Source organism: Zhongshania aquimaris, from assembly GCF_019312595.1.
Lineage (GTDB): Bacteria > Pseudomonadota > Gammaproteobacteria > Pseudomonadales > Spongiibacteraceae > Spongiibacter > Spongiibacter aquimaris.
Genome location: NZ_JAHWDQ010000001.1, coordinates 1,798,044 through 1,810,222 on the forward strand (window position 1 = coordinate 1,798,044; position 12,179 = coordinate 1,810,222).

The window sequence follows — 12,179 nt, forward strand, 5'->3', positions numbered from 1 at the left end:
TTCGGCTGCAGTGAGGCCGCAAGACCCCACCAGTGTTTTGCTACTGCGCTCTTTTTACTATTCTGAGCTCCACGCGACGATTCAAGGCCCGCCCCTTGTCACTCGTATTGTCCGCTCGTGGCGACGACTCGCCGTAACCTTTAGTCTCCAAGCGCGCCTGTTGAATGCCTTGAGCAATCAAGTATTCACGCACTGTGGCTGCACGCGCCGCCGACAAGCGCAGATTGTATTCAGCATCACCGGCATTGTCGGTGTAACCACCCACTTCAATTAGGGTCGCTGAGGACTGTTTAATAACCTCGGCAACTTTACGGAGTATTTGCTGGGCAGGAATAGTTAGCTGATCACTGTCATTTGCAAAAAATACGCCCTCAAGCGCGACACCACGAGGGCCGTCTAAATAGCAGCCATTGGCGAGAACCTTAATACCGACAGGTGTTTTTAAACACTGGTCGTCCTGATCACATACCCCATCGCCGTCACCATCGCTGCATTGATAAGTTTGGGTTTGTATTTGCCCCACATCAAACACAGGATCGAGGTTTACTAAAGGAATCAAAGCCGGCTGATCAAAGGCGGGAGCAGGTGCAAACACACTGGATAAAATAGTGCCAAGGGCGGACGTCACCGGCGTATCCATACTCAGCAAATCACTGCTTTGCTCTGATGTTAAATTCAGTTCGGCGCCCATCATATCTGCGCCGCTCATATCTACACCGAGCACGCCACTAACAGCCCCATCGAGGCTTGTCACGGTATCGTCTAATTCAATACCCACTGCCGTGGTCACTGGCGTGACAATATTAAGAATGCCTGTTTGGGTGAGCAACTCTCGCAATACGCCAGCGTGACTGGGCACGCAAACGCTGATTGTGATCATCAGCACCACCAGGGCATATATTCGACTTGTTCTTTGTTCCATCATGCAAACAGCTCAACCTTAAGCGCTGAATCACCGTGTGACCCAAAAATAGAATTCCGTGTTTTAGATTAAATCGTATTTAACACGATGAAGCATGGAGTTTATTCAAAATGCGGTGTCTTTTTTAAAAAGAGGAAACGGCGCGACAGGGGATTTGTGACGCCATTCACACGTCCCCAGCAGACTACTACTCCTTCAACATGATATTGAAGGAGCACTAGGCTAGCTGATGCTCGGCTATCACAGAGGCTTTTGCTTGCTCGAACTCAGCATCGCTCAAGGCGCCAGACTTATGCATGACATCTAAACCCTGTAGGGCCTCGACCAATGACTGACTGGGCGACTCCGATTCCAGCGGTGCTGACGTAGAAGGAGATGCGGTTAATGCTACCGCCGGATCACCTGCTGCGTCGCGGGTTTCATCTGCCAGGCCAAGCCACTGACCAATTTTCCGAAAAATCCGTCCAATTCCACGCCATAACTTTGGCAGCAACCAAATTAATAACAACAGGAAGGCAACAAAACCTATCAAGAATAGCACCGGATGATTCAGCGCAACCCACAAGCCACCGAAAACAGCGACGTCCTCAGAAATAGACGCAACCCAATTACTCACCGGTTCCGGTGAGGTATTTATTAAAACCCGCGTACTCGCCTTGGCGGCATGGGTTACCGACGTAACCGAGCCCCCCACAATACCCGCCGCAAGCTGCAGGGCAGGACTGACATCGCCGACGGTATTCGCTGCCAACAAAGCACCGGCGGGAATTCTGATAAAGGTGTGCAAGGCGTCCCAACCGGTATCCACGCCGGGCACTTTATCCGCAAAAAATTCGACTGCGTACATCAACCCCGCCGCCAGCATAACCGCCGGATCCTGCACAATCTGCAGGCTTTCGGGTAAATCGATATTGCCCGTAGAGCCCCCAAAACCCAATACCAGAATGGCAGCATAAAGATTCAGACCACTGGCCCAGGCCACCCCCATCGTCAGGGAAATAACGCCTATCAACTGTTGATATTCATCCACTGCTTTATTCCTCGCTGCGCTTTAAACCACGCGCCAATAGCCAGCAAATCACCACCGTACTCAACTCAAATGCGAGCGCTGATGCCGTGTATACAGACATAGTGCCAGCAAGCGCGACGCCAACCAAGCGACCACCCGCAATGCCGCCAGCAACCACGCCATTCAAGAATAAAACATGACAGCGCCAACGCGGACGCAATAGGGCCAGGAGCACCGCGCCACCAATGGCCAGCTCCATACCGCCATACATTGCCCGCAGCTCAGCTTCGCCGGTTGGGGTCAAGGCCGCCACCCCCGCGTAGGATTCCAAGGCGCTGGGGTCGTAAATTAGCCATGCACCAATGCCAAACCAACTCAACATTAAATACACTAAAAATATCGCCATTCACTCCACCACCTTATTGTTATGTCGTCCGCCATTTCCGGCAATGACCGAAAGCGTCACTGAAATAGACCGCTAAGGTCACTTTCTTTAGCCGCCAAGTCGATAATATCGTAGCCTATTGTGGAGGATACGTATGCACGCGGCGCCAGACTACCCAGAAAACCCGAATTACGGCCTAGGCCGTTATAGACGCCGCATACGCCTAACATCTATTGGCAACAGCGTTCACGGCGAGCTCGAAGACAGCAATCACGCATTTCGCTGCGAAATTAGCCACGATGGCGAGCGCGTCACTGACATTCAAAGCGAGGTCCTCAGAATACCCTTTAACACCTGCCCCGGCGCGTCGGAGCCCATCCGCAAACTCATTGGTCTCAGCCTGTGTGACGATATCCAAGAACTTATTCCACACACCGACACCAGCGGCAATTGCACCCACTTACTTGATTTAGCGCTACTGGCAATTCGCCACGCCCGCAGACAAGAAAGCGAGCGCGTGTACGATATTTGTATCGAGGATCAACAGGGCGAGCAAACTGCGCAGGCGGAAATACTCGCCAATGGCGAGCTCGTTCACAGTTGGCAGACCCACAACTGGGAAATTATAGAGCCCGCGCCATTGACGGGAAAAGTCTTATACAAAGGGTTTAGTCAGTGGGCCAGCGCCACATTCAGTGGCGATATCAAAGAAGCCGCATTTGCCCTGCAAAAGGGATATTTTGTATCGAGTGCGCGCCGTTACAATATCAACGCTCAAGCCGGACTGCCCGCCGCCGAACACATGGATGTCATGTTGGGCGCATGCTATAGCTACAGCTCGCCACAAATTGAAGTAGCACTGCGCACCGCCAATAGCGCCCGCGACTTCAGTGACACACCTGAGCAATTACTTATGTTTCTCGACCCCACCGTAACGTGAGTATTTTTATGCCGATTCATAAGCATAATTACGAATATTGTTCCAGCTCTGTTGCCACTATTCTGAGACCATTGTTAAGGCACACAGTCCCATCCAACGGTCTCCATAGTAGCACCCCCGCTTGGCACCCAAATTTTGGGTGCTTTTTTTATGCCTGGGGATTTGCCAATCACAGCGCAACCCCCAGCATTGGCTCACTTCAGCAAAAACACCACATTCAAGGTTGCGCTCACCGTCTCTTTACCGAGCAACATTGGCGCGGCGCTCATCTTGGCGTCCATCATCACCATTCGCTCCTGACGAATAGGCCCCTCAGTGCCTTCGTCAATGTGGTAAACACCCGCCACTCTGCGCCCAAAGCCGGCTGCCAGGGTAGCCGCCTTCGCATTGGCGTCAGCCATCGCCGCTTGAAGAGCCTGGGCCATCAGCGCATCGCGATTGGACAGGTCAAAACTCACATTGCCCAATTCGGTAATGCCAGCCTGCACAAGACCGTCAAGTACCGCCCCGTAGCGACTCAAGTCGTTCAAGGTCAAATCGATACTGCGCTCAACCCTTTGCCCGCGAAGAATGCGCTTGCCGTCATCCCATTCGTAATCGGGATAAATTCGAATTTGCGACGCCTGAATATCTTCATCGGCGATGCCCTGCTCCCGCACGGCAGTCAACACCCTCGCGGTGCGCTCATCGACGCGATTTTTAGCATCGGCCGCGGTGTCGCGGGTTTCGGAAATTTGCAACTGCAAGCGCGCAATATCTGGCAGCGCCTCAACCTCGCCGCGCGCCGACACCACCACATGCGGATCATCAGGCAAAGTGGCGGCGGCGGCAAACATAGGCAGCAAAGCGCACAAGACAATAACCCATTTACGATTCAAGATAAGACCAATCCGATTTTTCATCTGCACATTCCTTATATATCTACTAAGGCTCGCTTGACCACAAGCAAGCCACAAACGCGTCACTACCATAACCATAAAACGACTACGACAGGGAGAATACTATGAGCAATCTCGGCGAAAACTCAGTTATTTCAGCTATGCGCAGCACGCTCGACAGCCAGCGACGGCTTTGTACCAGCGGCGGCGCTGTCAGTGCGGAGGTTCGCATAGACCGCCTATCCCGCGCCATAGATATGGTTTTTGACAATCGCGAGGCAATTGTCGAAACACTGGCATTAGATTTTGGCCATCGCAGCAGCCATCAATCACTGATGTCAGACATCTATGCCACCATTGAGTGCCTTAAACACAACAAGAAACATCTTAAAAAATGGATGAAAACCGAGAAACGCAAAGCCCCATTTCCCATGAATTTAATGGGTGGCAAAGCAAAAGTTGAATACCAGCCAAAAGGCGTCATCGGCATTATTGGCACGTGGAACTTCCCGCTAAACACCGTGTTCGCGCCCTTAGGCGGAGTACTCGCCGCAGGCAATCGCGCCATGATCAAATGTTCCGAGGTAACACCACAAACTGGCGCGCTGCTAGAAACCCTCGCAGCAAAATACTTTTCAACCGACGAAGTCGCGGTATTCAATGGCGGCCCAGACGTGGGCGCGAGTTTCGCCGCGCTGCCCTTCGATCATATAATTTTCACTGGTGCGACCAGCATTGCGCGCCACATTCTGCGCGCCGCCGCCGACAATCTAACGCCAGTGACACTAGAGTTAGGCGGCAAGTCCCCCGTTATTATTAGCGACAGCTACCCTCTGCAAGAAGCGGTTGAGCGGATATTCAACGGCAAAATCCTCAATGTCGGTCAAGTCTGCTTATCGCCAGACTATGTGTTTGTACCGCAAGCGCAACTGGAAGAGTTCTGTACCACGGCGACGAGCTATATATGCAATCTGTTTCCAACCCTGCGCGAAAACCCCGACTACAGCTCGGTGGTGAATGAACGTCACTACCAGCGTTTAATGAGCTACCTGGAAGATGCCCGTCAGAAAGGCGCTGATATTCGCGAAATCAATCCGGCCAACGAAGATTTCTCGCAGCAAAAAGGCACCCACAAAATTCCACTTACACTCATCATCAACCCCAGCGACGATATGCTAGTGATGCAGGAAGAATTGTTCGGCCCCGTGATCTGCGTAAAAACCTACTCCTCGGTGGACGATTGCATAAGCTACGTCAATGCCCGCCCGCGGCCGCTGGCGCTCTACTATTTTGGTAAAAACAAAGATGAGCAGCGGCATATTTTGGACTCGACTGTCTCGGGTGCCGTTACCATTAATGACGTGATCTTCCACGTGAGCTGCGAAGACCTGCCCTTCGGCGGTATTGGCCCCAGCGGCATGGGCAGCTACCACGGTCAAGACGGTTTCAAAACCTTTAGTCACGCCAAAGCCGTTTACAAGCAAAGCAATGTGAACTTCCAAAAACTCGGAGGCATGCTGCCGCCCTACGGCGATAAATGTGATAAAACGCTCAATACAATGATAAGAAAATAAGTCCCGCCCAGGCTTGTGCAGCGACGGTGGCACCCATGCCACCATCGCTGCACTAGTTAAAAAAACCTCACCAAAGCTATTACCTGACAATCTAAGCCGCTATGCTGGCCACCTTAATGCCTGATTTCAAAGAGGTCGCGTTTGGCACAGACAACTCTAGGATGGCGCGAATGGGTCAGACTACCTGATCTAGGCATAGACGGTATCAAGGCAAAAATTGATACCGGTGCACGCAGCTCGTCACTTAATGCAGTAGACATTCACCCGATCGATGTCGATGGCGAACAGTGGGTGGAGTTCAAGGTATATCCCGTACAGCACCAAACCGACCACGCAGTACCATGCCGAGCGCGGGTAAAAGACTACCGCCAGGTCACCGATTCTGGCGGCCACCGCAGTATGCGCTATGTTATAGAGACCACCATCACCATCGGCAGTGAACAATTTACCGCAGAGATGACACTGGCAGACCGTTCACAAATGATGTTCCGCATGTTGTTAGGGCGCACCGCCATGAAAAATCGCTACACCGTAGACCCTGGCCGATCTTACTGCGCGAGCCAGAAACCCCCGAAAGCAACGGGAACTATTTAGGGTTCAGGCGAATCACAGCACACCGCCTCTACACCCGCACAACCAAGAGATACCGTCATCATGAAAATTGCAATACTGTCACGCAACAGACGCCTTTACTCCACCCGCCGCCTGGTTGAGGCCTGCACCGAGCGCGGCCACGAAGTGCGAGTACTAGATACACTAAAATGCTATATGGAGCTCAGCTCACATGAGCCAGTGGTATGGTATAAAGGCGAAAAATTAGAGGATTTTGACGCGATCATTCCCCGTATCGGCGCGTCGATTACGCCCTATGGCTTGGCCGTTATTCGCCAGTTCGAAATGCTCGGCACCTATAGCCTCACGGAATCCGTCGCGCTGGGTCGCTCACGGGACAAGCTGCGGGCACTGCAATTACTGTCGCGCAAAAACGTCGGCATGCCCATTTCCAGCTTTGCCCACGACGTACACAACACCAAAGAGCTCATCAAGCTGGTTGGTGGCGCGCCGGTGGTGGTCAAACTGCTGGAGGGCACCCAGGGACGCGGCGTTGTGCTGGCAGAAACCGCAAAAGCGGCCGAGAGCGTCATCGACGCCTTCCGTGAATTAAAAGCCGACTTCCTTGTTCAAGAGTTTATTAAAGAAGCAGGCGGAGCCGATGTGCGCTGTCTTGTTATTGGCAAAAAGGTCGTCGCGGCTATGCAGCGCACCGCCGCCAGCGGCGAATTCCGATCAAACTTACATCGCGGCGGCACCGCTGAACTCACACGCCTCACACCTGCCGAACGGGCAACCGCTGTAAAAGCCGCGCAAATTATGGGCCTCAACGTTGCCGGCGTAGATATTTTGCGCTCGTCACGGGGGCCGCTGGTAATGGAAGTCAATTCCTCCCCCGGTCTAGAAGGCATTGAAACCGCCAGTAAGAAAAATGTTGCCGCAGAAATCGTAAAATTTATTGAAGAAAATGCCGGCCCGAATAAAAATAAAACCCGTGGAACCGGCTGAAAAAACAAGAATGCAAAAACTAACCATCGCAGGGATTGATATCACCCCGGGCACTCGCCAACAAATCGAGCTGCCCGTTGCCAACCTTTATACCCACACCGAATTATCGATGACGGTAAAGGCGGTGCGTGGCCGCAAAGATGGCCCAACCTTGTTCGTAAGCGCCGCTATTCACGGCGACGAAATCAACGGCGTAGAAATTGTTCGGCGGCTCCTGCAACACAAGGCCTTGCGCTCAATACGCGGAACGCTGCTGGCCATTCCCATCGTCAACGTACACGGTTTCTTAAACAATAGCCGCTACCTTCCCGATGGTCGCGACCTTAATCGCTCGTTTCCCGGCTCACCAAAAAGCTCACTCGCGGGACGTATGGCCCACACCTTTTTAAATGAAGTGGTGCTGAAGTGTACCCACGGCATCGACCTACATACCGGCGCTAGGCACCGCAGTAACCTGCCGCAAATTCGCGCCGACATTAAAGACAAAAGCACCCTCGCCATGGCCGAAAGCTTTGGCGCACCGGTTATTTTGCACTCAGCAACGCGGGATGGTTCGCTGCGAGAAATCGCCAGCGAAAACAATATTCAGGTTCTACTTTACGAAGCTGGCGAAGCCCTACGCTTTGACGAAGTGGCCATTCGCGCCGGTGTCAGCGGCATTCTCAATGTGATGCGTCACATTGGCATGTTGCCGCCTTCGCGAAGTAAAAAACCAAAACGCAGTAGCATGATTACCGGCCAGTCTGCATGGCTACGCGCGACCAGCAGCGGCGTACTAAGGGCACTAGTCCCGCTTGGAGCCTTTGTTAGTAAAGGCGACGTACTCGCACTGATATCAGACCCGATGGGCGACAATAGCTCCGACGTAAAAATACTTGCCAGCGACGACGGCATTGTCATCGGCCGAACGTTTTTACCACTGGTCTATGAGGGCGACGCACTCTTCCACATTGCCAAATACAAAGCCAATATTGAAGAAGCGTTGGAACAGGTTAATGCGTTTAGAGAGGCCTTTGAGCCCGAGATATACCCCATCGCCGACGAGTATGACGACCATCCGCCCATTGCAGGCTAGATTTTGAATACTGTAAACAAAACCCACTACCAAGCACAAGCTGCACTTGGTAGTGGCGACAAACAAGATTTATTCGGTACGAATCCCAACCAATAATTCCATAAAGGAAAATTCACCAGTAGAACCATCATTAAAGGTAGTATCACCAGCCTCAAATGATCTGGTTAATAGCACCGAACCATCACCACTTACTATAAAGTCGACCGTGAATGTGTCGCCATCGTCTGGAAACGTCACGCTTACAGTACTGCCAGTTTGCACATAAGTAATCTGATTAGTTTCACTTTCTGAATCAGAAAAATCGGTGAAGCGATTGAATGGCGTATTTGCCTCATAGGTCTTATCAGCGCCAGCGTCCACAACAAATGTGCCGCTAAGGCTTTCGCTAGAAAAGCTAAGCGTAGCGGCAAGGCTGCCGTTACTGATATTGGCAAAATCGTTAGGACCGTCTTGTTGATATCCATTTTGAGCACTACTACCCACTGCCACTTCGCTATTAATACTGCGAATTTGGTACGTGCCCCCAGCAACGGAATTATTAGGTTCCGCCAGCTCTAAATTGCTGATTCGCTCAGCGTTGTCGTTAATCGCAGCAATAAGCGCGCCGAAAGTGCTGTTGACTTCCGCCGCCTTTGCCGGAGTACCGGCGCTAAACGTTGTGACCGAAGAGGCATCCACTTCGCCGGCAAATAAGCTTGGTGTAGCAAAACCCAGTACCGCTGCAAAAATAATGTGCTTTTTCATTTTTATATTCCCCTAAAACTGCTCACTAAAATCTGTTTTTTTTAATTACGGTGTTCTTACTGCCAATTGGCGTCATCCCAATTAAAGCTATCCCACACGGCTAAGGTCGGTTCTGGATCATCCTCATCACACACATCACCGATATCATCGCTATCGCTGTCGGCTTGATCCTCATTCGCGACCGCCGGGCAGTTGTCTACGTCATTGTCAACGCCGTCACCATCCACATCGGTATCACCGTTGTCACCAACACCGTCGCCATCCGAATCCACGGACTCATTTTCATCCAGCGGAAAGGCATCGTCAGCATCAGCAACGCCGTCATCGTCATCATCGGTATCCGCATTGTTGCCAATGCCATCGAGATCGGTATCAGTGGTTTCCGACGGATCTAGCGGAAAGGCATCATCAACATCGGCGGTATTATCGCCATCGTCATCGGTATCCGCATTGTTGCCAATACCGTCACTGTCGGTATCAACGGTCTCAGTAGCATCATTTGGGAAGGCATCATCTGCGTTTGGGACACCGTCTCCATCGCGATCACCATCACAGACATCACCAGCGCCATCTTCGTCCAGGTCTTCTTGACCGGGATTACTAACGGTTGGGCAATTGTCTGTGCTATCCGCAACAGCATCACCATCGATATCCGAGGCTGTCTTTGCAGGCTCTGGGTCTGCGGAAACGCTGCCACTTGCAACATCAGCGCTATCTACGTCTTCACCAGTGGCGTCCTGCTCAGCGACCAGCACAGATTCAATATCCGCAATGGACGTGTCGGTGCCGGGAACCTTAAGCGTTGCCGGGTCAACCGTCACCAGCGCAACAACATCGGTAATGTCGGCAAACGCAGAAATTGGCTCACCACCGACCGAGCCATCAATTACGTCATCACCAAGGTCAGCCGCCAGCGCGGATAACAGTGAATCTGTAGTTTGTGTCGAGCTGGCATTGTTCGCCGTCGCGTCATCTTTCATCGTTATCAAGATGGCACTCAAAGCCTCTATCGCAGCGCGATAACGTATCGCTTTAAGCTTGGCATCAGTAGTCGTCGTTGCCGAGGTAAGTAACGCTGGGGTGGCATTAAGGTCTGTATCAAGCTCTAGACCAAAGCCCACCGTCGCCAGTACCTTTTGCGAAGCTAGAGCAAACGCGGCTGTCAGTTCATCTTCACTTACACTGCCGTCATCATTCCCGCCGTATGCGGCCGAGTCGGCATTATCCACTGCCAGTTCGTAGGCTAACGAGGTCAGCGGCGATGGATACACAGGAACATTGCTTTGCACATTACTGCTATTCAACACCGTGCGAAACACGGTGATCGCCGGAGCCAGATCAGTGCTTAAATCGCGGGTTTGCTCGTTCGCTCGAACTTCCAGAATAAAGACGCCACTGTAATCACTGGGCAGTCTTAGGCCGGTAATTGCAGCTTGCGCATTGGTCGTGCCGCTTGCCAATAAACTCCCTATCAAGCGGTCATCGCTGGCATCAAAACGAAAAGCCGATACATCTGCATTGACCATCGGGCCTTTAATCGGCGTCCCGCTAATGTCAGTGCCCCCGGCGCCGGCAGAACCGCCACCCCCACCTCCACTGCCGCAAGCCGCTAGCAGCACAGATGACAATGTGATGCCAAGCAAGCCCCTATTGGCTTGTGTTTTATGAAATCCCACCATAAATCTACCCTTGGTTTTGCGCGACGTAGCTGAACTCTGCCACACGCTTTATTTTTGTCATAACCTTGGATTCTCTATTTAACGTGCTAAGAAATCCGTCATATTCCTTCATTAGCGCATCTAGTACCCACAGCATTAACAGCAGGGGCACTTAGAATTGCTCACGACTAAATCTAACGGTATAGTTTACTCAGCGCCTCCCCTAGATTGGGGAGAACGACTTAAAAATGGCCGTAGGGAAGCGAGTCAAGAAAAAATAACAAGGCCATAAATAATTAATGCGAAATAGTAAATTGTCCCAGCTAATTGGTGAGCTATATCGACATGCTCACCAAGCTGATGGATGGATGGCATTTTTTGCCATGCTAGAAACTGAAATACCATCGAGGTCGACAACCTTGATGTTTGAGGAAATCGAAACTCACGCAAGCGATATTGTTTTTTCTCGGCACTTGAGTGACGACGAATTGCAGCTTTACGGCGAACACTTCATACATACCGATGTGTGGGCGGAGGCGATGGCCGATCTTCCGCTATTACAATTCCACAGCAACGAGATGTTTCCAGATCGAAAATTTCTATCTTCAGAATTTTATGCCGACTATACCAAGCCACTCGACATAAGATATGCCTGCGGCGCGTACATTGAAGACCCAAAGATTGGCCAGGCTTTTCGCGTAACTATTCAGCGCGGCCACCAGCATAAGCCATTTAGCAAGGAAGAACTCCAAACACTAAACCTGTTTATTCCCCACCTGCAAAATGCCCTGGCCATTTATAAGCGCAACATTGCGTTAGAATCTTTGCAAAGCATTTTTGACTCTATTACCAGCATCACCGACAGCGCCGCCTACCTGCTGCGATCAGACTCCACCATCGTGTCGCAAAATGCATTAGCCGAAGAATTTCTTTGTCAAGACATCGCCTGCATTAGCGCAGGCAAGCTGTCGTTCCGGTCACATAAATTACGCAATACCATCGAACGATTAATAAATAATAATAATGACTTTACGGAAAATAAAAGGCGCAATCGACGAAATTATGCGCGAACCGAGCACTACCAAATCAGCATAGAGCCGCACTTACTTCCGAGCTTAACGCCCGGCACACAGGAACTCGGCTTTCTTCTGCAAATTAAAAGTATTAATACAAATATGAATATTGATTTGGCAGGCCTCGAAATTTTATACGGACTTACCACAACCGAAGCTATGGTTACGCGCCACTTAAGCCGCGGCCTTGTGGTCAGAGAAATTTCAGACGCCATGACGGTAAAAGAGAGCACCATAAGATCACATTTTAAAGCTATTTATGCAAAGCTTGGCGTGCGCTCTCAATCTGAATTGCTCAGTAAAATTATGTCGTCGCTCGCCCGAACCAAAATGGATTTAATATAAATATTTAATCACTAAT

The 12,179-nt window shown here is 51.2% G+C and carries 12 protein-coding genes; 6 read left to right on the forward strand and 6 right to left on the reverse strand.

The features are described from left to right. Positions 1 to 40 precede the first annotated feature (40 nt). The 3 genes from KXJ70_RS08180 to KXJ70_RS08190 form a co-directional block, all read right to left on the reverse strand. Positions 41 to 880 carry an OmpA family protein gene (locus KXJ70_RS08180; protein ID WP_219042919.1) on the reverse strand — a complete coding sequence of 280 codons (840 nt, stop codon included), beginning with the start codon at positions 878 to 880 and terminating at the stop codon, positions 41 to 43. 259 nt (positions 881 to 1,139) lie between these two features. Next, entirely contained in the window at positions 1,140 to 1,952 is an 813-nt protein-coding gene (locus KXJ70_RS08185) for a DUF4126 domain-containing protein (protein ID WP_219042920.1), read from the reverse strand. A 4-nt stretch (positions 1,953 to 1,956) separates the two neighbouring features. After that, positions 1,957 to 2,337: a DUF4345 family protein gene (locus KXJ70_RS08190; protein ID WP_219042921.1), complete on the reverse strand. Its 381-nt coding sequence runs from the start codon at positions 2,335 to 2,337 to the stop codon at positions 1,957 to 1,959. A 133-nt stretch (positions 2,338 to 2,470) separates the two neighbouring features. Here KXJ70_RS08190 and KXJ70_RS08195 point away from each other — a divergent pair, with 133 nt between their 5' ends. After that, entirely contained in the window at positions 2,471 to 3,256 is a 786-nt protein-coding gene (locus KXJ70_RS08195; RefSeq protein ID WP_219042922.1) for a DUF2889 domain-containing protein, read from the forward strand. 194 nt (positions 3,257 to 3,450) lie between these two features. On the opposite strand, the gene KXJ70_RS08200 is transcribed toward KXJ70_RS08195, so the two are convergent. Next, a complete protein-coding gene (locus KXJ70_RS08200) occupies positions 3,451 to 4,158 on the reverse strand; it encodes an SIMPL domain-containing protein (RefSeq protein WP_219042923.1) in 708 nt (235 codons plus the stop codon). A 101-nt stretch (positions 4,159 to 4,259) separates the two neighbouring features. Here KXJ70_RS08200 and KXJ70_RS08205 point away from each other — a divergent pair, with 101 nt between their 5' ends. From KXJ70_RS08205 to KXJ70_RS08220, 4 genes are all read left to right on the forward strand, one after another. Then, on the forward strand, positions 4,260 to 5,708 hold the full coding sequence (locus KXJ70_RS08205) for a coniferyl aldehyde dehydrogenase (protein WP_219042924.1): 1,449 nt from the start codon (positions 4,260 to 4,262) through the stop codon (positions 5,706 to 5,708). Positions 5,709 to 5,849: 141 nt separating this feature from the next. Then, a complete protein-coding gene (locus KXJ70_RS08210; RefSeq protein ID WP_219042925.1) occupies positions 5,850 to 6,302 on the forward strand; it encodes an ATP-dependent zinc protease family protein in 453 nt (150 codons plus the stop codon). A gap of 60 nt (positions 6,303 to 6,362) precedes the next feature. After that, positions 6,363 to 7,268, forward strand: a complete 906-nt coding sequence (rimK, locus tag KXJ70_RS08215) for a 30S ribosomal protein S6--L-glutamate ligase (protein WP_219042926.1) — start codon at positions 6,363 to 6,365, stop codon at positions 7,266 to 7,268. A gap of 10 nt (positions 7,269 to 7,278) precedes the next feature. Beyond that, positions 7,279 to 8,343: a succinylglutamate desuccinylase/aspartoacylase family protein gene (locus tag KXJ70_RS08220; RefSeq protein ID WP_219042927.1), complete on the forward strand. Its 1,065-nt coding sequence runs from the start codon at positions 7,279 to 7,281 to the stop codon at positions 8,341 to 8,343. A 69-nt stretch (positions 8,344 to 8,412) separates the two neighbouring features. Here the strand turns inward: KXJ70_RS08220 and KXJ70_RS08225 are convergent, their stop codons facing one another. Both KXJ70_RS08225 and KXJ70_RS08230 read right to left on the reverse strand, forming a co-directional pair. Continuing rightward, positions 8,413 to 9,087, reverse strand: coding sequence for a hypothetical protein (locus KXJ70_RS08225; RefSeq protein ID WP_219042928.1), 675 nt, complete (start codon positions 9,085 to 9,087; stop codon positions 8,413 to 8,415). 56 nt (positions 9,088 to 9,143) lie between these two features. Then, positions 9,144 to 10,766, reverse strand: coding sequence for a thrombospondin type 3 repeat-containing protein (locus KXJ70_RS08230; protein ID WP_219042929.1), 1,623 nt, complete (start codon positions 10,764 to 10,766; stop codon positions 9,144 to 9,146). A gap of 278 nt (positions 10,767 to 11,044) precedes the next feature. Between KXJ70_RS08230 and KXJ70_RS08235 the strand changes: the two genes are divergently transcribed. Then, a complete protein-coding gene (locus KXJ70_RS08235) occupies positions 11,045 to 12,163 on the forward strand; it encodes a helix-turn-helix transcriptional regulator (protein ID WP_219042930.1) in 1,119 nt (372 codons plus the stop codon). Positions 12,164 to 12,179 lie beyond the last annotated feature (16 nt).

Coding starts and splice junctions, on each gene's coding strand:
- KXJ70_RS08200 (WP_219042923.1), bottom strand. CDS start 4,158: ATGAAAAATCGGATTGGTCTTATCTTGAATCGTAAATGGGTTATTGTC.
- KXJ70_RS08235 (WP_219042930.1), top strand. CDS start 11,045: ATGCGAAATAGTAAATTGTCCCAGCTAATTGGTGAGCTATATCGACAT.
- KXJ70_RS08225 (WP_219042928.1), bottom strand. CDS start 9,087: ATGAAAAAGCACATTATTTTTGCAGCGGTACTGGGTTTTGCTACACCA.
- KXJ70_RS08220 (WP_219042927.1), top strand. CDS start 7,279: ATGCAAAAACTAACCATCGCAGGGATTGATATCACCCCGGGCACTCGC.
- KXJ70_RS08190 (WP_219042921.1), bottom strand. CDS start 2,337: ATGGCGATATTTTTAGTGTATTTAATGTTGAGTTGGTTTGGCATTGGT.
- KXJ70_RS08195 (WP_219042922.1), top strand. CDS start 2,471: ATGCACGCGGCGCCAGACTACCCAGAAAACCCGAATTACGGCCTAGGC.
- KXJ70_RS08205 (WP_219042924.1), top strand. CDS start 4,260: ATGAGCAATCTCGGCGAAAACTCAGTTATTTCAGCTATGCGCAGCACG.
- rimK (WP_219042926.1), top strand. CDS start 6,363: ATGAAAATTGCAATACTGTCACGCAACAGACGCCTTTACTCCACCCGC.
- KXJ70_RS08180 (WP_219042919.1), bottom strand. CDS start 880: ATGATCACAATCAGCGTTTGCGTGCCCAGTCACGCTGGCGTATTGCGA.
- KXJ70_RS08230 (WP_219042929.1), bottom strand. CDS start 10,766: ATGGTGGGATTTCATAAAACACAAGCCAATAGGGGCTTGCTTGGCATC.